We start from the raw sequence: 22,405 nt of genomic DNA on the forward strand, positions 1-22,405 counted from the left end.
AACGGCAGCATCAGCTTGGGTTCGCGGCCGGCACCGATGAGCAAACCGATCGCCGCTTGCCAAGCCGCGTCCAGCAGACTCGGATGCAATACATACCGATCCTTGGTCGTCAGCCGCGATGTTGGCAATGCAATCTGCGCAAGCACCACGCCATCGCCGGCAAACAATGCCTGCAACCCTTGGAAGCCTTCGCCGTAGCGCAGACCAAGCCGGTCGAACATGGCATAGCAAGCCGTAGCATCCAAATGCGCTCGCGTGCATTGCTCACGCAAGCTCGCCAGATTGTGCATGACGGGCTCGGCCGACGCAGCCACTTCCGTCACCACGCCACGGCTGTAGATCGCGACCTCGTCATTGACTGGTTCGGCGTGAATCTCGTAGGCGATGTCGCCGCGATCCTCCGGACGCAACGAAACATGCAGCTCCATGCCTTCTACAGAAGCCAGCGCCGGACGTTCCCACACGATGTCTTTCAGATGCAGCTGGGCCGCCCCATCCAGCGCCGTACTGACCGCGAAGCGCGCTATTTCCAGCTGAGCAACGCCCGGCAGCACACGCTGTTCGCGCACGACGTGATCGGCGAGAAAGAATTCATGCCCATCGAAGCAGCTGCTGAAACGCGGTCCTAGCAGATTCGAGGTGTTCCGTTGCAGCAACGGATGCAGCGCGTTCCATGCGGCGGGCGTCGCGGGCAAGTTCGCGTCGCCTGTAGTGATCCAATAGCGCTCGCGTGCGAAAGGATAGGTTGGCAGGCTGACGCGGCTCGGCTTGCGTTCGCCATATAGGCTGGACCAGTCCACACGCTGGCCGGTGACCCAGCGTTCCACTATTTGATCCCACCGCCCTTGCGCTGCCCATTCGCGCAACGCGGTAACCATGGCTTCGTCGTTCGTGGGTAATGCCGAATGTTTCTCGCGCCGCGCCTGGCCGCGATATAGCGCGAGATCGTAGCTCCCTATCCTCTCTCTCCGAAGTGGAGAGGGAGTTGACCCGAGGAGGCGCATCAATTTTTCGCGTAGATCAGAAAGCGAGTCAGCTACCAAACCTAACCGCTCCTCCATTCCCTCGCGGCCAACCTGCAACGTATACGCCAGATCGGCCAGCACGATGCCCTGCGCCGACGGCGAATCCAGAAAATTCACCAGCTGTTGCACTTGCTCGTGCAAACGTTCTTCATTGCGTGCCGACAGAACCACCGCTGCCGGGCTATCGATCAACGGTAGCTTCGCGGCCGCGATGTACTCCTCCAACACAACGTGCGCATTCACACCACCAAAGCCGAATGAGCTGACTCCGGCGCGGCGCGGCAAGACTTCGCCTTGCGCATTGCGAAGCGCAGCCCATTCATGCGTCTCGCCCACCACATAGAACGGGCTGCCTTCCAGCTGGATATAGGGATTGAGCTGTTCGCTGTGCAGACTCTTCACCAGCGTCCGATGCTTCATCTGCAACAGCACTTTCACCACGCCCGCCACACCGGCCGCCAATTCGAGATGGCCGATATTGGTCTTGACCGAACCCAGTCCACAGTGCGGGGCGTTAACGGTGCTATCGCCCGTCGCCGCATACAGTCCCTGGAAGGCCGCCTTCAATCCGTTGATCTCCACCGGATCACCCAGCGCGGTGCCGGTGCCATGCGCTTCGATATAGCTCACCGTGCGCGGATCGATACCGGCTTGCTCATAGGCACGCCGCACGACAGCAGCCTGCGCATTTGGATTGGGTGCGGTCAGCGAATTGGCGCGACCGCCGTGATTTTCTGCCACACCACGCACTACGCCATAAATATGGTCGCCATCACGCTCGGCATCGGCGAGCTTCTTCAACACTAGCATTGCTACGCCTTCACCGCGCACATAGCCATTCGCGTCGGCGGAGAAGGTTTTGCAGCGACCATCCTCGCTCAGCATGCCTGCCTTGTTGAAACTGATATGCAGATCCGGCGTGATCAACGTATTGACGCCACCGACAAACGCCATCGACGATTCGCCGCTCTGGATCGCCGCCACCCCGCGCCGCAAGGCCACCAGCGAACTGGAGCAGGCCGTTTCCACCGGTTCGCTGGGTCCGTGGAAATCGAGGAAATAGCTCATGCGATTCGGACCGACCGAAGCCACCGCGCCGGTGGACGAATAACCCTCGATCGCCGTCATCGCGCGCGCAATCAAGGTGCTATAACCCGTCCCCATCGTGCCGACGTAAATGGCCGTGTCGCTGCCCGCCAAGGCGGGGCCGGCATAACCTGCGTCTTCCAGCGCCTTCCAGATGTGAATCATCATCAGACGCTGCTGCGGATCCATCAGCTCAGCTTCCTTCGGCGAGATGCCGAAGAACATTGGATCGAATCTGTCGACATCGTCGATAAAACCGCCCCATTTGATATTGGTGCGGTTGGTGTCATGCGCGGGGTCGCCATGCCAGGCACGCCAGTCCCAGCGTTCGACTGGGATCTCGCCGATGCAATCGCGACCTTCCATCAAATTGCGCCAGAACGTATCCAGATCGGGGGCCTGCGGGAATTGACCACTCATGCCAATGATCGCGATCGGCTCGTTCGTAGGTGCGGAACTTGACGTCGCCTTGATGGAGCGGCTCCAGCCACGCGTACGCACACGTTCCTGCGCTCGCACCGGCGAAACCGCATCCACCTTTGGCGATACGACTGTCATAGTCGGCGCGCGAGATGCCGCCATGCCGTGCGACGCCAGCGAAGCATGATGCTCACGCACCAGATAGCCAGCCAGGTCATCCAGCGTGGGGTATTCGAAGAAGATCGTCGGCTGCAAAGCCAGCTGATAGCGCTGATTGATCGCGTTGCCGAACTCTGTGAGCGAAATCGAATCGAAGCCGTATTCGCTCAGTGCGGTTTCGCCATCGATATCTTCCGGGCGTACCTTGATCAACGCGGACACCAGACCGACCAGTGTGTGTTTCACTTGTTCCGTCAAGTTCGGCATTGCCTCACCGTCATTCCGGCGAAGGCCGGCACGCGGGGAGAGCACATGGACGTGCTCGGCTTTGAGGAGCGAGGAATCCAGTTTGAACACGTCGCGCGAAGTATTCGAAACGGATGTTGCGTGCTGCGCACGATGTATTTCTACTGGCCCCCGGCCTTCGCCGGGGTGACGCTGAGGTAGTGTTGCCGCAGTTGAGGAACCACCCACCAGTACTTCACGAATCCGCGCCGCATCACCGGCCACCACCATGGACTGCGTTTCTCCACTGGCCCAGACCTGGCGTAACGCCGTCACGCCGTCTGACGTACCGAGCGGATGCATGCCAAGCTGACGCGCAAGCATCGCGCGTGTCGCCGCATCCACCTGCATACCGCCCTCTTCCCACAGCGGCCAGTTCACCGACAGCGTGCGACCACGACGCAGCCCTTGCGCCACCAGCGCATTGCGCTGATGTGTAAACACATCCATGAACGCATTGGCCGCCGCGTAATCCGCCTGCCCGACGTTTCCGATCGCACCGGCAATCGACGAAAACACAATGAAGCAATCCAGCGCCATGTCGCGGCTTGCCTCGTCCAGATGCAACGTACCGTCCACCTTGGCAGTGAACACCTCACGCAGCTGCGTGGAAGTCTTCTTTGCGATATAGCTGTCGCGCACCACACCGGCACTGTGGATGATCCCGTCCAGGCTTTCGAATTCCTCGGGAATGCTACGCACCAGCGCCGTCACCGCATCGGAGTCGCTGACGTCCATCGCTTGATAGCGCACCACCGCGCCCAGAGTTTCCAGTTCACGGATATGCGCTTGAATGCCTTCGTGTATCGGCGTTCGTCCGGTCAGGATCAGGACCGGGTTACGTACTTGTGTAGCGATCTCGCGTGCGAAGCTAAGGCCCAGACCGCCGGCACCACCGGTAATCAGGTAGACCCCGCTCGCCTTCCACGGACCGACTGCTGCGGCCGGTGCTGCGAACTCTTCCCAGCCGGCGACATGGCGCGCGCCCTGTACATAGCGTAGCCGCGAGGCTGCGTCATCGCGGTTGTCGAGCAAGACTTGCGCGACATCCTGCCCTGACTCGACGTCGATCACTTGTCCGCGAATACGCGGATGTTCCAGTTGCGCGGTACGCAGCATGCCACCTAGGCCGGCGAAACTACGAGATGGCACCCCAGCGGGCACCGCAATTTGGATTAGGGAATGACCTGCCTCGCGACTGAGCGACTGAAGCTGCTCCAACAACGTAACAGCTGCCGCGCCGTAACCGGTAGCCAGATCAGGCTTAGGCGCGCACTCAAAAAACACCGCACCGGGAATGCGCCGTTCAAGCTCGGCGACGCTGGTTTCCAGTAAATCGCACAGCAGCACCAAATGTCTGGTCGGCACATCTTTCGCTGTAGATAACGCCGATGTGGCAGTCCAGATTGGTCGCAGCAGCAACGCCTGATCCGACTCGTCAGTGATCGACACCGCCGTATGAGGCTCTTCGCGTAGTTGGGCACTGATCGCCGCACGCAGCTCAAACTGCCGCAAGCGCACGCACACAACACCGTTATCGTCGCACAAGTCGATGTCGAGCCGCTGCACGGCCCTATCCGTCGCAACGTCCTCGCTGGCGCGTACGAAAGCCCACATGTTTGCCTTGCACGGCGCCAGAATCTCCAGGCTACCCAATGCGAACGGCAGCATCAGCGTCGATGCCTGTGGATTCAGACCGAGCGTCGCCTGCAGGGCCGCATCCATAACACTCGGGTGCAACACATAGTTGCCCCAAGTAGCCTGCGCGGAAGCCGGCAACACGATTCGCGCCAAAAGTTTTCCCTGGCCGACGAACAGCTCGCTCAGCCCACGGAAAGATGGCCCGTACTGCAAGCCGAAGGATTCATAGCGCGCATAGCACTCCGCCGACTGGATATGTGCGACGACGCACTGCCGCTTTATGGCCGCGAGATCGTGTGTCGTCGCACCTGGAGCCGCCGCCTCAATCGCAACCACGCCCTGACTGTAAACCACCGCCTCGCCATCTTCCTGCTGGCTATAGATTTCGGCGTCGAGATCGCCATCCTCACGCTGGGTAAGCGCAAGATGCAGATCGATGCCCTCAGCGCCGACCCGAACAGGGCGAAACCATGCGATGCTTTTCCATTGGAGCCATTCGTCGGTGTCGAAAATCTGCTTCGCCGCACAACGTAGCATTTCCAGTTGCGCCACGCCCGGCAGCACGCGATGACCTTGCACGAGATGATCGGCCAGGAAGAATTCCTCGCCGCTAAAGTGTGCACTGAAACGCAACCCGTCGACGTTCGAAGTGTTTTGGTGCAATAGCGGATGCAGCACTGTGGCAGTCGACGAAGCGGCAGTGCGAGTCGCGTCACCGAGCGGAATCCAGTAACGTTCCCGTGCGAACGGATAAGTCGGAAGGCTGATGCGACGCGGACGTTGGCTTGCCGTATACAGACGCTGCCAATCGAACGATAGACCCTTCGTCCACAGATCCAGCAACTTGCTGTGCTTGCCCTTGGCGAACCACGCATCGATGATCGTCGGCAAGTCGTCGTCACCCGCGAATGCGGCTAGCGCCTCCTTGTTACGCTTAACCTGTCCGCGATACAGCTCGTCGACAACGGCCTCACCCGCAACATAAGCACGAAGTTTCTCGCGCAAATCGTCGAGCGAGTGCGCGACGATACCCAGCCGTTCTTCCATGGCTTCGCGGCCGAACTGCAGCGTGTAGGCCAGATCGGCCAGGGCGATCTGCTGTGCGTTGGACCGCGTATCGAGAAAGGTCAGCAGACGCTGCGCCTGTTCGCGCAGGCGTTCTTCTTGTCGCGCCGACAGAACCACCAGCGCGGGACTATCGAGCGTGGCTGCAGCGCCGGTGGACTCGCGATATTCCTCGATCACCACGTGCGCATTCGCGCCGCCCGCACCGAATGACGAGATGCCGGCGAGGCGTGGATATTCGCGTTTGACGCCATCGATATCCAGCACCGGTCGCCGCCATGGTGACAGCTCCTGCTGCACGACAAAGGGCGTCTGCGCAAAATCGATATTCGGATTCAACACGTCCGAATGCAGGCTCGGTACCAATTGCTCATGTTTGAGCTGCAGCAACACCTTGGTCACACCGGCAATGCCGGCCGCACTTTCGCAGTGACCGATATTAGATTTGGCGGAACCGATGGCGCAGTACTGACGATCGCTCGTCCACTGCCGGAATGCCTTGCTCAAACCAGCGATCTCGATCGGATCGCCCAGGCTAGTGCCGGTACCGTGCGCTTCGATATAACTCACCGCTCGCGCGTCAATTCGCGCCTCGCGCAAGGTGCGTTCGATAACCTTCGCCTGCGCATTCGGATTCGGCACCGTGTAGCCGTTGGTCTTGCCGCCGTGATTAATAGCCGTCGCCTTGATCACGCCATAGATGTGATCACCATCAGCCTGTGCTTGCGCCAGCGGCTTGAGCAAAACTGCACCCACGCCCTCACCTGGTACGTAGCCCTCGCCACCTTCACCGAAACTCTCGCAACGCCCCTTACCCGAAATGAACTTGCCTTGCGCGAGCATGAGGTACTTGTTCGGATGCACCGACACGTTCACGCCACCGGCGATCGCCACCGAGCAACCGCCACGCTGTAGCGCCTGACAGGCCAGATGGATCGCCGTCAGCGAGGACGAGCACATCGTGTCCAGTGCGAGACTGGGACCATTGAAGTTGCAGAAGTACGAGATTCGGTTCGCGACCGACGCGGCACTGTTGAGCAAGGCCAGATTGCGTCCCCTGGCCTGCTCTTGCGCGGCGAACAGTTGATATTCCTCGTACATCACGCCGACGAACACGCCGACGTCACCCTCTTCGGTTACGTTGTCGCGTGTATAGCCGGCATCTTCAAGCGTGGCGTGCACGCACTCCAGAAACAGCCGCTCTTGCGGGTCCATCAGCTCCGCTTCGCGCGGCGAGATATTGAAGAACAGCGGGTCGAATTGATCCACGCCGTCGATGAAGCCGCCCCACTTACCATAGGTCTTGCCGGTCTTGCTGCGATCCGCATCGAAGTACTGCGTGTGATCCCAACGTTCCAGCGGAATCTCAGTGATGCTGTCGCGGCCTTGACTTAGGTTGGCCCAGAATTGGTCAAGGTCTATCGCCTGAGGATAGCGACCTGCCACACCGACGATAGCGATGTCGCCGATGGGGCTCGTTTCCAAAGACGCAACCGCACGCTTTTCGTAGACACCCTCACGCTGTCCGAAACGCGGGCGACGAACACTCGATGGTGCTGCAGCGGCAGGTGCGCCGGCTTCGCGCGGTTGCGCGGTGGGTGGTATTTCGCGCGGGTTCTCGCCCAGCAATTCGATCAGGCGCGCACGATGCTGCTGCAGGAAATAGCCGGTCAACGCGGATAGCGTCTGGTACTCGAACAGCAGCGTCTTCGACAGCGAACCGAAGACCTGCTCCAACGCACGGGTCAACTCCATCACCAGGATGGAGTCGATGCCATAGACCTCCATCTGCGCGCGTGGGTCGATGCTGTGCGTCGGTCGCTTGAGCGTGCTAGACAACAGGCGTACGAAATAACGCTCGGCCTTATCCTGCAATTCGTCGGGGCCGGTATCGGCTGCATCTTCTTTGCGCGGCGTGCCCACAGTTACCGCTTTGGCTTCCGGCACCAATTCAGACATAAAGCGCTGAATCATGCCCTCGACAACGAGTACCTGTGGCTGGCCACTAGCGAGGGCATGCGTCAACGCCGCGCAGCCGTTCGTGCTGCACAAGGGAAGCAGACCAAGCTGCTGCGTCAAACCCTGTCGCAGAGCTTCGTCCACCTGCATGCCGCCTTCATCCCACAGCGGCCAATCTATCGCCAAGCTGTGACCGTACCGTAGGCCTTGCGCTTTCAGCGCATTGCGATGATGCGCAAACGCATCCATGAATGCATTCGCCGCCGCATAGTCTGCCTGCCCCACATTGCCCAGCACGCCGGAAATCGAGGCAAAGCATACGAAACAATCCAGCACGAGATCGCGGGTTGCCTCATCCAGATGCAGCGTGCCAGCCACCTTGGCGTGCAATACGGTCGCCAGATCCTCCGGCGTCTTCTTCATGATGAAGCTGTCGCGGAGCACGCCCGCGCCATGCAGAACACCGTGCAGCGCACCGAATTCGGCCACCACTTCGCGCACGGCGTCGTGCACTGCTTTGCGATCCCCGACATCGAGCGCGCGATAGCGCACGGTCGCTCCCAGCGACTCCAGCTCGGCAAACTTCGCCTGCGCCGCTTCGCTCGGGTGCGAACGGCCGACAAGAATGAGTGTCGCGCCCTTGGTCCGCTGTGCGATATCGCGCGCGAAGATCATGCCCAGGCCACCCGCGCCACCAGTAATAAGGTATACGCCGCGTTCGCGCCACAAGACATTGCATTGCTCGGCTGCCGTCAGCTCGGTCCAGTCAGCTACTTGGCGCTCACCAGCCACGTAACGTAACCGCGAGGCTGAACTATGCCGGTTATCCAGCAACAACTGCGCTAAATCCTGGCCAGGCTCTACGCCGATCACTTGGCCGATGATATGTGGATATTCCAACTGCGCCGTGCGCAGCATGCCGCCGAGACCGGCGAAGATGCTTTGCAGACCTTCATTCGGCACCACGACTTGCACCAGATGCTGCCCGGCCTCGCGACCCAGCTGTTGAAGCTGTTGCAACAGGCATTCCGCGGCGTCGACATAAACGCATGCGAAATCCCGCTCCGAAGCAAAGACAAAGCAGTTCGTGTCATCCAGGTGCGCACGTACCGCGGCCACGGTGTCCACATCCATTCCGCACAAAAGCGTCACATGCTTTACGTAAGACGGCGCCAACTTGTCGACAGCTTGCGCAGTCCACTTCGGATGAAGCAGTGCCATGCGGACCGGCTCATCCATCCTGACCTGGTTGGCGGCGCGAACACTGAATTCGCTCAACCGCACCTGCACCTCGCCGGTTTCGTCGCAAAGATCGATATCGAATTTCTGCAGCGCATCGTCCAACGTGTGCCCCGCACTGCGGCGGATCACCGCCCACATATCGCCATGGCAAGTACCCCAGATATCGAGGGAGCCAAGCGCGAATGGGAGCATCAGATTCGCTGCATCCAAGCCACCGTTGGCTTCGGCCTGGAACGCGATCGTCGCCTGCAAGGCCGCGTCGAGCACACTGGGATGAAGCACGTAGCCTTCCCACTTCTCCCTCACCACGTCCGGCAATACGATCCGCGCCAGCGCCAACTCGCCACCAACGTGTAGAACCTCAAGACTGCGATGTGCGGGGCCATAGTCCAAGCCGAACCGCTGGAACGCGGGATAGCAAGCCGTCGCATTCAGGTGCGAACGCGTGCAATCGCGGCGTAGCGCATCGAGATCGTGTCGCGACGGCGGATCGAACGAAGTGGCGGAAACGATCGAACCCTCGCCATACACCACACCTTCATCACCATCATCGCCGCTGAACAACTCAAAGCCGAACTCGCCGTTGTCGCCGGGAAACAAAGCAACATGCAGATCCAGCGCCTGCTCACCGACCATGATCGGCCGCAACCACATCACATCCTTGATGCGGTAACGCCCTTGCGCGGAGAGCGCCTGTTCCACCGCGCAGCGCACCATTTCCAGCTGCGCGGCAGCCGGCAACGTACGCGCACCCTGCACCACGTGATCGGCTAGGAAAAACTCCCTACCGGTAAAGCGACTGGTGAAGCGCAACCCGAAAGCATTGGACGTATTGCGATGAAGCAGTGGATGGATAGTCGCCGGAGACGTCACCGTTTCCTCCAGCGATTGTGCTTCGACCCAATACTTCTCGCGCACGAACGGATAGGTCGGCAACGCTAGCCGGCGACGTTTGTGTCCTTCATGCAGTCGCACCCAGTCCGGCTCATGCCCTTCGATCCAGCCCTGTGCCAGCGTCTTGAGATCGCGTGCGGCGAGGCTTTTGGACAACGCTTCGTCCTCAGTGCCCTGACTCAACTGCGTAAGGACATCCGGCGACAGCAGCGAAAACAGTACATCGCCGGGTGCGGCGCGCTGCGCCAACCAATCTTCCAACCGCGCGCGTAGACTCTCGAAAGAGTCGACCACCAGCGCCAACCGCGCTGCCATCGCTCGGCGCCCCACCTGCAAGGTGTAAGCGACAGCGGCCAGCCCAGCCTGCTGTAGCTCCGGCGACGCAATGGTGCCCAGCAAGCGATGCACGCTGTCACGCAACACGGCCTCGGTCTTTGCCGACACCAGCACCAGCGCAGGCTCGGCCGCAATCGGAGCATCAACTGTCGATGACTCGGGCGCCAGATATTCCTCAATCACCACATGCGAGTTCACGCCGCCGAAGCCGAACGAGCTGATACCTGCGCGCCGTGGAATGGTTCGTCCGGAAGCATCGCTCAACGCCAACCATGGCCTTGCGGTATCCACAATGTAGAACGGACTACCGTCGAACGAGATCCGCGGATTGAGTTGCTGGTAATGCACCAGCTTCGGAAGCGTCCGGTGCCGCATGCACAAGATGGCTTTGATCAGGCCGGCCATGCCAGCCACCGATTCGAGATGGCCGATATTGGTCTTGACGCTGCCGAGACCGCAGAAGTTATCGCCCAGGATTTCACCGCGATCTTCCGCCATGCGCGAAAACGCCAGCTTCAGACCCTCCACTTCGATCGGGTCACCTTTCGGCGTACCGGTACCGTGCGCCTCGACATAGGTGACCGTACTCACCGGCACGTCCGCCTCGCGCAAGGCAGCGGTAATTACGTTCGACTGCGCCAACGAACCCGGATAAGTAACGGTACGGGCGCGTCCGCCATGATTGACGGCGGAGCCACGCAGTACCGCGGCAATGCGATCACCGTCGCGAATGGCTTGCTTGAGCGGCTTGATCAGCACCATCGCCGCGCCTTCGCCACGCACATAGCCGTTGGCGCGCTCGTCGAAGGTCTTGCAGCTTCCGTCCGGCGACAACATGCCGGTCTTGGAGAACGAGATGAAATGCGTGGGGCTACACAACACACTGACCCCGCCCACTAGCGCTTGATCGCACTCGCCGCGCCGGATCGCATGCGCGGCTTTATGTAGAGCAACCAGTGAACTGGAGCAAGCCGTATCGATCGGCATGCTCGGGCCGTGCAAATTCAGAAAATACGAGATGCGATTGGGAATGAGTGCCGTATGTGTACCGGTAGAAACATGCCCCTCGATAGTATCGAGCAATTTTCCCAGGCGTTCGCGGTAATCGAAGGTGAAAACCCCGATATAAACACCGGTGCGGCTACCACTGAATACCTTTGGATCGTAGCCGGCGTCTTCGATACATGCCCACGCCTGTTCCAGCATCAGGCGCTGCTGCGGATCCATCACCTCCGCTTCGCGCGCGGAGACGCCAAAGAAATCCGCGTCAAAATATTCGACGCCATCAATGAAACCGCCCCACTTGCTGACCGACTTGTTCTTCTCGCGCGGATCGGTCGAATAACAGGCATCCTTGTCCCAGCGATTGGGCGGAACCTCGCGCACGCTCGACAAGCCCTCACATAGATTCGCCCAGTACTGGTTGTAATCGTCGGCGCCGGGAAAACGGCAAGCCATGCCGATGATGGCGATATCGCAATCTTCACGACGACCGTGGACGGGGTTGCCGGCCGTATCGTGATCGGGGGACGACGTATTTGCACTAACTTGATCCTGACGAACGTTCATGATCACGCACATCCCATGGATTGTTTTTAGCTACCACTCGGCCCGATGCAGCGGGTCGCTTGAATACCGACTACTTTCCCGCTCACGCGCTAATGACTGGCGAAACGACTGAAGGAGCGTGTCAAATGTTCAGCCGTCGCATCCATCAACTTGAACGCAATGTGATCCACGTGGCGCTTCGTCCACGGCTCCAGCTCGGTGCCTTTCACCCACTGATTGAACGAGCCAAGCGCGGGACCCGTCTGGATCTGATAATTCACGCGATCCTCGCCTTTGCCCTCAATCGCCAGGCGCGTGCTGTAAGCGAAGTACCAACGGAACACGAGCGCCATCTTGTGCTTGGTGTTGGCTTCGGCCTTGGCGATCTCATGATCCAGTTTGATCGAGCGGAAATAGTTAGCCGTCTCGCCCCAGATCTCATCGAAGGATTTCTTGAAGAACGTACCTTCCAACTGATTGCGTGTACGCGAAGGAATGTCGTCCAGGCTCTCGTAGTGCCGATACAGCGACAGCAGCTTGTTCGCGCGCGCCGGGAAGAACACCGACTTCTTCATCACCTGTACCTGTGCACCGATCTCGAACATGTCGCCGGCCGGTGCGTATTCAGTGTCGTGGATATCGATCTCCTGAAGCATCGACTTGCCGTCGTCGCTCATGCCTGCTTCGACCGTGCATTGATTGATCGAGCCGGTGGTGATGAAGTCAGCGCCCAACAGGAACGCCGCGGCCGCTGCCTCGGGGCCGCCGATGCCACCCGCAAGCCCCATGCAGAGCGGTTCCGCATAAGCATGTGTACGCTGTAGCTCGTCGCGCATGCGCAGTAGCGGCGGCAACATCACCGCCGCGATACCGCCGTCCGTATGTCCGCCGGAATCGGCTTCGACGCAGATGTCATGGCTGACCGGAATGCGCTTCGACCATTCGGCCTGTTGCGGTGTCACCAACCCACGCTCGAGCAGACGGTCGACGATGTGTGCAGGCGGCGGGCTCATGAATGCCTTGGCCACTTCCGGACGCGACACCTTCGCAACGACACGATGCGTGCAGACGACGTCGCCACGCTCATTCAGGCGCAGCCCTTGCAAGCGGTAGCGCATCAGGGCCGGCGTCATCTGCATGAACGCAGCCGCCTCGACGTTCTTAATACCGTGCTTCAGATACAGCTCAACGACCGCCTCTTCCTGAGCGGGATATTCGTAATTGGCCAGCAGATTCATGCCGTAGGGCTGACCGGCGTTCAATTCGGTCTGGATGCGGGCAATGTTCGCCTCGATCTTTTCCCGTGAAAGACCGCCCGCGCCAAAGAAGCTCAGGAACCCGGCCTTACCCATCTTGATGACCAGGTCGGCAGATGCGACGCCGCGATACATCGCCCCGGCCATATACGCGTATTGCAAATCGTAACGGCGGCGGAAGATCTGGCTGCCCAATGTCATTGCTGACACCCGCAAAGGCAGGCTCAGGTCGCCATTGCCTATTACTTCGGTGATATCGGCCTTGGCATCATCACGACGCAATGCCGACACCGCATCAACGTGCGGTGCATGATCTACCTCCGGCGCACTATCGACGATCGGAATTTCCGTCGCCTTGATCTCCAGTACCATCTTGCTCAGCAAGCTGGCGCCAATCTCCTGGAATGCCATTTCGCCGCGCCCTAGCAAATAGCGGATCGAATCGACCCAACGCACCGGTGTGGCGATCTGCGCGGCCAGCGTTTCGGCTATTCGGTCCGGCTCGTAAGGACGCGCCGTGGTATTGGCGATCACCGGAATCTCGGGCGCTTTGAACGAAAACGAGCGCAGGAATTCGGCAAACTCCGCCTGTGCTTCACGCATATGGCGCGAGTGAAAAGCTGCGCTAACATTGAGCACCACACAACGCAGGTTGCGCCGTGCAAAGAGCTCCGCTGCCTCCGCAAGCGCCGCCTTGTCGCCGGCGATCACCGTCTGCGTCGGCGTATTGAAATTGGCGACATCGATCTGTGCCAAGCCATGCTCATCGAGCATCGCGCGGATGTCCGCCGCCGCCACGCCCAGCACGGCGGCCATGCCACCGGCCGTGCTCGCACCCATCAACTCGCCGCGCTTTTTCACCAGGCGCAGTCCTGTCTCGAACGAGAACACGCCGGCCGCGAACAAGGCGTTGTACTCGCCCAGACTGTGACCGGCAAGGAAATCCGGGCGCGGCACCGACTTCGGCCCCCACTCTTTGAGATAGTGCAGTGCGTTGACGACGTACAACGCAGGCTGCGTGTACTGCGTCTTCGACAGCAGGCCCTGCCGGTCGTTGACGCACACATCTTCCAGCGAGTAACCGAGTATGTCGGAGGCCTGTTTGACCAGTTCGGGAAAGAGCGGAAAAACGGCGCCGCCCATGCCTTTGAATTGGGAACCCTGGCCTGGAAAAATGCATGCTTTCATGTGTCGCGACTCCACAGCATGGTGTGCCGATGACCCGGAATGACGGGGCGTCACCGGGGCGAACTTTGCGGAAGATGAGCGCGCAGCCAGTTGACGATCGCTGACCAGCTTGTCGAGGCGATCCATATCGCTGCCAAAGGAGGACATGATCGAACGCACGTCGGACTTTGAATCAGCGGCAAGCGCGTATTTCAGGAACGTCGCCATCGATCCGCCCGGGCTAAGATCGATATAGCGATAGCTGTCGTACGATTCGAGGTTTTGAATGGCCTGCTGAAACAAGATCGGTTCGCGCACCACCGACCAGAAATAATTTGGCGGAAGTGCGTGCAGCGTTTCGCCCGTCGCGCAGCACACAAAAGGTAACGCGGGCTGGCGTATCGGCAGATTTTTCAGGAAGGATTGATAACTTGCGCTGGCTTCGTCGATCCAGCGCGAATGAAACGCAAAACGCACGGGAAGTTGCTGGAAAGCCAAACCACGCTCGCGCAGATAGACCTCGACGGCCGCAAGATTCGACTGGGGCAACGCGAGCACCGAATGTGCGGCGAAGTTGCTGGCGCCATGCTCGCAAAGGGCCAGCAATTCCGGCGAAAGGAAGCGCTCCCGCTCGCCCATCACGGCCACCATGCAGCCGGCCTGGCAGCGTGCTTCAAGTGTGACGGCCTGCTCGATCACGGCAGACAGCGCGATGTCCGGATCCACGCAACCGACCACAGTGGCAGCGGCGAAGGCACCGAGGCTTGCACCCAGCACCATATCGGCCTGTACGCCGCGATCAATCAGCGTTTTCGCCAGCGCATACTCCACCATGAAAATAGCGACATGGCTGTGCAGCAGGCGATCCAGCGCGAGATGTCGGCTTTTATCTTCCGCGAAGATTGCCGCCGATACCGATTCTCCGCAGCGCGCATGCACGATCTTATCGGCATGGCGTATGACGGCGCGAAAGCCTGCATCGTGTTCGTATAGCTCACGCCCCATTTGAAAATGGTGCGTGCCCTGCCCCGAGAAGAGAAATACCGTTTTCACATGTCACACACATTCAAAACCGCGCCCGACTCGAAAACCAGTTAATCCACCAGGGATTCAAATGGGTTTGGATGCTGAAACAGAGCGGCCTTTCCACGCGCTATCGCTCGGACCACTTTCCATCGGCCGATGGCGAACAAACGACAATAAGAAAGGACGTCCATCCGCCCGGGATCATGGATCCCGGATAGGATGCATTCGATTTATTGCATTTCGTCGCGCACGATGCTGGCTAACCAGGGTGCGCCGATGCGCGAAGTGAAAGCGGATGCATGTCGGTCCACACTTCGCTGATGAATGCCAGACAGGCTTCTTTCGTGCCTTGCTTGCCCACGGTTGACCATCCATTTGGAACGATCTTATTTGTAGGCCAAATCGAATACTGCCCCTCCTTATTAATGACAACCTCGTAACTCGCTTGCATTGGATTCGATCCGGCAGACATTGACGCACTCCCACCCGAAGAAAATAAAAAAAGGCTTTTATAAGTTCACTCACGCAACAAAACGCAAGACCTTCAACTAACCAATATGTGATGTGATAAACACAATTTCGTCAGCGATACACCCACGTGGACTGATTCGAGCATCCGAAGATCCCGCCCTTTTCCAGTACTTCCTTACTCAAGGTCACACCTCGCAGACGCATCGCCTTTCAGGCAACGCCAAGGTTTCTAAGATGTTGTGCAACTGCTGATTGCTGTGTTTACGTTGACAGGCAATGCTCCTGTGAGCGCCCGTTCCGCCTTTTGAATCCGACACGTAAACAAACAGGGCACCTTATTGATGCCACTGCGCCCCTCCCCCAAGGTTAGAGCATTGACACTACGACCACAGTCGTGAAGGCATCGTGATAACGCGATATATCTTGCGACTCAAGTTGTCGGCTGCCGCCCTGATTAAAGCTTGCACCAAACAAAAAATCCATTATGGATTTCACTTTATTGCGTGTCCTCACCTTCTCTGACTGCGCGACACCACCTCAAGGCTTTCGCGATGACGAGTTAGTTAATCTGAAATGTCTGGTCATATTTCATGAGTTTTTGATCACAGCACTGCGATTCTTCGCCGCCGTACACACCTTTGCGGATATTCGCCTCAGGACTCGGCATGGCCAAGCAAGCGATTACTCTGATTGGTGGTGGCCCGGTAGGCGCGCTGCTCGCTCGACTTCTGGCCCAGCGCGGCTTTGCCGTAAAGACCTTCGAAAAGCGTCGCAATCCACGGCGCGGAAGCTCCGTCCGTGGTCGCACGATCAACCTTGCCCTCGCAGAGCGCGGATTGCATGCATTACGTGCTGCGGGGCTCGCGGAGCATGCACTGCAACGATCGGTTATGATGCGCGGTCGCATGGTGCATCCGCCTGATGGAGCTTGCGGACTGCAACGTTACGGTGTCGACGACAGCGAAGTGATCTGGTCCATTTCGCGCAGCGAGCTCAACGCGCTGCTGGTCGATGCCGCCGAGGAAGCGGGTGTTAGGTTCCACTTTGGTCAAGCGCTAACGACTGCCGATCTCGATGCACAACGCATCACGCTGACCGACAGCAATCGCGTGCAGCGCGAACACGATGCCACCTTGCTGATCGGCGCCGACGGTGCCGGATCCGCCTTGCGCGCGGCAATGAACCTTTATCAGCCGCTGGGCATCCGTGTCGAACCACTCGGCCATGGTTACAAGGAACTGGAAATTCCGCCCGCCTCCGGCCGCAACCGCTTTGCCATCGAACCGCACGCCCTGCACATCTGGCCACGCGGCCGTTACATGTGTATTGCGACACCGAATATCGCGGGTAGCTTCAATGTCACACTGTTCATGCCCTTGCACGGGCCTTATCCGAGTTTCGATACACTGCGCGACGCCGCCACTGCCAGTGCCTTCTTCAGCAAGGACTTTCCCGAGCTGCTTCCGCTGATGCTGCGATTTGCCGACGATTATGACGGTCATCCGGTCGGCACACTCGCCACGCTCTATCTCGACAGCTGGCATATCGATAAGCGCGCCGTGCTGGTTGGCGACGCGGCACACGCCATGGCGCCGTTCCATGGCCAAGGCATGAACTGCGGTTTCGAGGATGCCGTGGTGCTGGCCGATCTACTGGCTGACGCCAGCCGCGAAACCGCCGACGCCTTCGCGGAATTCCAGAGCATCCGCAAACCGAACGCCGATGCCATCGCGGCCATGACGCTTGAAAATTACATCGAGATGCGTGACTCGGTCGTCGATCCTCGTTATGTTTCCAAGCTCGAACTTGGTGCGCGGCTGGCACAACGAGTGCCGGAATATTTCATGCCACGCTATCGCATGGTCACGTTCACGCTACTGTCGTATGCCTACGCGTATGAGCGAGGCTGTGCGCAGGATCGATTGCTCGAACAATTGCTGCAAGCCTCTCCAAATCCCGACGATGTATCGCTGGATGCTGCTGTGTCTGCACTGAAAGCTACCTTGCCCCCGCTCCCACTACTTCGCAGGGATAGCGCGCTGATGGATGACGCGCCAATTAATGCTGATTACGCAACGGACGCGGGACACGCGTAATCCATGCGTTAGTTTGCTTGAGTTGCGAAGCAGTCGTTGATTATCAGCCCGCCAGCCTTTCGCGATTGGGCTCTTATTCCATATCGGATTGCGGATATGCGATCCGAAATGAGTGCATTAACAGCTCATACATCACATCTTTCTTAGGATCGACACTAAGCATTTACCAAGAGATGATAAGCATGTTGGCGCTGCGTGAAGAAGACGTGTAGCGCCGTCCATCTTGTGTTGCCCATGGTGCTGGCCTGCGCATCGTAGACGGCCTGCATACCGGTAAGTCGTTGCGTATGGACGATCTTGTACTCTTGAATCATCCGTGGGTGATTGCATGAATACATCGCTTTTTGAGTGGCCGGAATCACCAAGAGTGACCAAGACCCATATCCATACCAGCCCTTATGCAGGCGCCGTGGACTTTTCTTCCTTGGAAACGCGCCGTGCACAGAACGATGCCATCGACCGTGTCTCGCTTGCCGATCTTCTGCGCAACGCCTTCGTTTACCCTCCACACACTATCTACTGTGATGTAAAGAATCTTGCGACCGGTTTCGTCTCGCAGCATGACATGGATGACGAGCTGCGATTTCACTTCGCCTATCAGTCGGCTTCGGCCCCACCGCGACCGGCCTCCGACGCGGTAAGCGACGAGACTTTGCTGCGCGTTTACCATCAGCTTCTTGCCCAGGCCGTGCAACGATGCACGGTCGACATAAAGACCCCTTGGCTTTTACAGAGCGGCGGCAAGGACTCCACGTCGTTGGCCATCGCCATCGCAGATGTGCGTCCGGATACGACCTGCATCACCTATCTGGGTGGCGAGGAAGAGAACGAAGTCGAGTCGGCGCGTTTCGTGGCGCGTCGACTCGGCCTGCGTCATGAGACAATGGTATGCGACCCGGGGCGCGCTTACGACCGTTATCTGGCCATGGTGCCGCGCATGCCCTTGCTGACGGCCGACTTCGCCACGCTGTCCTATGCGGACCTGGCAGCGGAGATCAGCTATCTACAAGGCGATGGCATTATCGACGCCTTAGGCGTGGATCCTTATTTTGGCGTGCCATTGCACTTGAAAGATCGCCTGCTCGGCATGCTGGCCAGAAGTAGACGCATACCCGGCGCACTTCTCAAGCATCCACTCATCCGTCGCAGCTTCAGGCTTTGCTTTGCGCTCGGCACACTGCAAATGAACGCGTTCGAGCGCTATTTCCCGGGCTCGCGTTTCAGCGACGATGAGGTAGATCAACTCCTCGGCGGAAACGTGTCCAGGCTCTCGCTCAAGCGCATCGAAGCGTTTCATGACGACATGCATGCTGCGGAGTCGGCAGAGGCGGTGCGGCGCGTGGTCCTCGTAGTGTTGGAGGCAGCGGGGTTCGGCAAAGGCATGTATACCGCGCAGGCGATGAACATGCGCCTGGCCTACCCGTATTGCGACAAGCAGTTGTGCGAATGGGTCTTCAACGAAGTTCCGGATGACCGCCTTATTGGCCCCGGCGGCGTGAACAAGGTATTGGTGCGCAGGTATATCGCGCAGTACTTTCAACAACTGCCCTATGTAAAGTCCAAGGGCTCATTCCGCTTCGATGTGCGGGGCTTGGCAAGACAGCGCTTCGATCAGGTCCATGACTTCGCCTTGCAGACACAGACGCTTCTTCCGGGTGCACCGAAGTGGTTGGAAGACCATCGACATTGCCTGGACAACAAATTCTTCGCGTCCAAATTCTACCTGCTCGCGTTAACGCTTCCCTGGCTGCTCAGTCACCCGGGCGGCACCGTGGATGGCGTCGAAGACGCGCCGACTTCGGATACGAATTTGGATTCTATTGACGCGCTTGTTCGGGTGTGAGGTTGGATGAAGGATGCCATTGCGGTTGATCAAGCCAGCCATGGCACCCATCCCGTCGAACACCTGCCAGCCGGTTTTGAGCATGTGCGCGTATAGCTGGCATGCGGGGAAAAGGGCCAGCGGTATGTGGCCGTGTTCAATCTTGATGATCGACCGACGTCCCTCGATACGACATGGAAAAGGTTGGGCTTGGCACCAGGCAAGCATGCCGCCCGCAATCTGTAGGATGGCCATCGCCTTGCGGCTTCCGACCGGCTGAAGGTCGTCTTGCCAGCGCACGGATGTGTTCTATATGCATTGGAATCGCATTGACACTTTCATCACGCCGCGTGGTTGACGCTTCCGCCGCGGCATTTGTACCAAGCCATAAGGGGTAGCCCCGGTTTCGCCGGGGCGACAGCAACAACCTTCCACCGAACATTTTTCGGTCTCTCAGGTGATGGGATACATCGAGGGCAAGTGCTCCATGCGCTTGCCCGAACGCCTGCTGCGCGAAAGAAACATTTCCTGGGGCAACACACTGGGGTAAGGGGCTGCTTCGCCTTGACGATGGACCGAGGCGAACCAGTGATTCAGGAATATAGCGACGGGAGGATCATCAGTTGAATCAACCGAACCTGTGACGATGAAGACGCCGCAGGTGTTCCAGGCATGGAAACGTCACCGGCTTTGCCGGTGTGGACACTTACTTGATGAGGTGACGTGCTATGAAGGCATTCGGCATACGAATCACGTTTGGCGCGCTCGCAGGGACTGCGATGCTTTGTTTGGTTGGTTGTAGCAACACCGTTACCGTTCATTATGATCAGGTTGCAACCTGCTATCTCTTTGATAGCAATCCGACAGGCTCACCACACACCACTACGTCGTCCAACAATGGATTGTTCGTGATCTACAAGATCAGTTCCATCGACAACACAAGCTCCGGAGCCCAGGACTTCAACTTCGCCCCGTCGAAGGTGTATTCGGGAAGTCAGAATTTCGCCAACAGCCAGTCGTTCGACTATTTGCTGCAATTGGCGCAGCCAAAGACCGTGGCGAAGGGAACCGTTGCGAATGCTCTTGGCAAGCTCATCATCGATACCACGGCGAATCCAAAAACAGATCAGAAGGCGAACTTCCCGCTTCTCTACAACAGCAGCTCCAGCGAGAGCGTGCTGCTCGTCAGGGACAATCCAAACGCGGCACCGCCTTTCCTGGATCCGTGTTCGCCGACTAACGTCAACGCTTTGTAGCAGCCTGATGTCAGGGGCGGAGGAGCATGGCTTGTAAGCTTCTCTGCCCCTGTTGGCGCCTGACTTGATCAATGAATATCAAGCACCACCACGGATTTCGGCGGCAACACAGCCGTTACCACCCCTTGCTTGAATATCGCGCCACCGAATGCGGCTGGCTTGACCCGATCAGGATGATCGAACGTGTTGATGGCGTTGATCTCCGGCGCGGTAAGCACATGCCCATGCACGTCTGATCCCTTGATCCCGGGCAACATCAAGTGAACGGTATCCGCATGATGCGGATCGAGATTCACCAGTGCCACATGCACGATACCGGTGGCATCGCGCCCCGCCGTGGCGTGAACACCCGGCACGGAGACATTACCGAAACGATACGCTGGAGCCTGTACGTTCACCGGTAGATACGTGGCACCCTGAAACACCTTGTACATATCGAAGACGTAATACGTCGGCGTCAGCACCATCTTCGATTGGTCAGTAAGAATCATCGCCTGCAGCACGTTCACCATCTGCGCGATGTTGGCCATGCGCACGCGGTCCGCATGCGCCTGGAAGATATCCAGGGTGATCGCCGCTGAAAGTGCATCGCGCAGGCTGTTTTGCTGGTAGAGCGCCGCGTCGCCGGCGCTGGGATCCTGATCTGTCCAGTTGCCCCATTCGTCGACGGCCAGCCCCACGCGTTTCTTCGGATCGTATTTATCCATCACCGCGCTGTGCCTGGCGATCAGTTCATCCATGCGCAGCGCACCTTGCAAAGTGGACATCCATTCGGCTTCACCGAATTCGGTGGCCGAGCCTTTGTGCTTCCAGTCACCAGTAGGAATGGTGTAATTGTGCAGGCTGATGGCATCGATCTGACTACCCGCCATCGACATCGCGGTATCGGTCCAGCCGAGGTCGTCGGCATTCGCGCCGCTGGCAATCCTGACGATAGGCGCATGCTCCGGTGCATGCACGAAGGTTGCGTACTGGCGGTAGACGTCGGCATAGAACTGCGGGCGCATGGAGCCGCCGCAACCCCACATCTCATTGCCGATGCCGACATAGTCGAGCTTCCAGGGCTTGTCGCGTCCGTTCGCGCGCCGCTCCTGCGCCAGGCTGGAATGGACATCGGCCGTGATGTATTCGATCCATTGGCTCATCTCGCGCGGCGTGCCGGTGCCGACGTTGATGCTGAGGTAGGTTTTGGCGCCAATCAACTCGGCGAAATCCATGAACTCATGTGTGCCGAACCGGTTGTCATCTTCCCCGCCCCAGGAGGCATTCATGCGAACGGGCCGCTTGTCACGCGGGCCGATACCGTCGCGCCAGTCGTATTGATCGGCAAAGCAGCCGCCGGGCCAACGCACCACCGGCACCTTGATCGCTTTCAGTGCCTCGACCACATCCTTGCGATAACCCCTGATGTTGGGAGTGGCGGAATGCTCGCCCACCCAGATGCCGCCGTAGATACCATGCCCGAGCTGCTCGGCGAACTGCCCGTAGATTTCCGGATGGATGATTGCACCCGGCCGATCCGCGTGCACGGTGACTTCCACGGTGGTATTCGTCTGCGCATAACCGTGACTGCATACAAGCACCAACATTGCCGCAAAACCACCCATCCACGCCCGAACGCTCGCCTTCATGAAGATCCCCGAATGCTGCC

At 58.9% G+C, this 22,405-nt stretch carries 8 protein-coding genes (1 of these 8 running past the window's edge); 4 read left to right on the top strand and 4 right to left on the bottom strand.

Features of this window, described 5'->3' with window-relative positions; all coding sequences use genetic code 11:
- The 3 genes from ISP18_RS01200 to ISP18_RS01210 all read right to left on the bottom strand — a co-directional run.
- Window positions 1–11,681: the start of an amino acid adenylation domain-containing protein gene (locus tag ISP18_RS01200; protein ID WP_380016211.1), read on the bottom strand. It extends 25,372 nt beyond the left edge of the window; the window shows 11,681 of its 37,053 coding nt (coding positions 1–11,681); the start codon lies at window positions 11,679–11,681; the stop codon falls past the left edge of the window.
- Between the two features lie 89 nt (window positions 11,682–11,770).
- Window positions 11,771–15,136 (bottom strand): ACP S-malonyltransferase, encoded by a 3,366-nt coding sequence (gene fabD, locus ISP18_RS01205; RefSeq protein ID WP_380016213.1) that lies wholly within the window; start codon window positions 15,134–15,136, stop codon window positions 11,771–11,773.
- Window positions 15,137–15,368: 232 nt separating this feature from the next.
- Complete coding sequence (locus tag ISP18_RS01210) at window positions 15,369–15,581, bottom strand: MbtH family protein (RefSeq protein WP_380016215.1); 213 nt, start codon at window positions 15,579–15,581, stop codon at window positions 15,369–15,371.
- Between the two features lie 664 nt (window positions 15,582–16,245).
- Between ISP18_RS01210 and ISP18_RS01215 the strand changes: the two genes are divergently transcribed.
- The 4 genes from ISP18_RS01215 to ISP18_RS01230 all read left to right on the top strand — a co-directional run bounded on the left by ISP18_RS01215 (window position 16,246) and on the right by ISP18_RS01230 (window position 20,754).
- Window positions 16,246–17,676: an FAD-dependent oxidoreductase gene (locus tag ISP18_RS01215; RefSeq protein ID WP_380016217.1), complete on the top strand. Its 1,431-nt coding sequence runs from the start codon at window positions 16,246–16,248 to the stop codon at window positions 17,674–17,676.
- A gap of 328 nt (window positions 17,677–18,004) precedes the next feature.
- The gene (locus ISP18_RS01220; RefSeq protein WP_380016219.1) at window positions 18,005–19,519 is read left to right on the top strand and encodes an asparagine synthase-related protein; all 1,515 of its coding nucleotides are present in this window, start codon (window positions 18,005–18,007) and stop codon (window positions 19,517–19,519) included.
- 96 nt (window positions 19,520–19,615) lie between these two features.
- A complete protein-coding gene (locus ISP18_RS01225; protein ID WP_380017595.1) occupies window positions 19,616–19,744 on the top strand; it encodes a hypothetical protein in 129 nt (42 codons plus the stop codon).
- Window positions 19,745–20,226: 482 nt separating this feature from the next.
- Complete coding sequence (locus ISP18_RS01230; RefSeq protein WP_380016221.1) at window positions 20,227–20,754, top strand: hypothetical protein; 528 nt, start codon at window positions 20,227–20,229, stop codon at window positions 20,752–20,754.
- 68 nt (window positions 20,755–20,822) lie between these two features.
- Here ISP18_RS01230 and ISP18_RS01235 read toward each other — a convergent pair whose 3' ends face one another.
- A complete protein-coding gene (locus tag ISP18_RS01235) occupies window positions 20,823–22,385 on the bottom strand; it encodes an alpha-N-arabinofuranosidase (RefSeq protein ID WP_380016223.1) in 1,563 nt (520 codons plus the stop codon).
- Window positions 22,386–22,405: the final 20 nt, after the last annotated feature.

This window comes from Dyella humi, from assembly GCF_044904605.1.
Taxonomy (GTDB): Bacteria; Pseudomonadota; Gammaproteobacteria; order Xanthomonadales; family Rhodanobacteraceae; genus Dyella_B; species Dyella_B humi.

Bases quoted from the DNA above. Each gene is read 5' to 3' on its own strand.
- ISP18_RS01210 (WP_380016215.1), bottom strand. From the start codon at position 15,581: ATGTCTGCCGGATCGAATCCAATGCAAGCGAGTTACGAGGTTGTCATT.
- ISP18_RS01215 (WP_380016217.1), top strand. From the start codon at position 16,246: ATGGCCAAGCAAGCGATTACTCTGATTGGTGGTGGCCCGGTAGGCGCG.
- ISP18_RS01220 (WP_380016219.1), top strand. From the start codon at position 18,005: ATGAATACATCGCTTTTTGAGTGGCCGGAATCACCAAGAGTGACCAAG.
- ISP18_RS01230 (WP_380016221.1), top strand. From the start codon at position 20,227: ATGAAGGCATTCGGCATACGAATCACGTTTGGCGCGCTCGCAGGGACT.
- ISP18_RS01235 (WP_380016223.1), bottom strand. From the start codon at position 22,385: ATGAAGGCGAGCGTTCGGGCGTGGATGGGTGGTTTTGCGGCAATGTTG.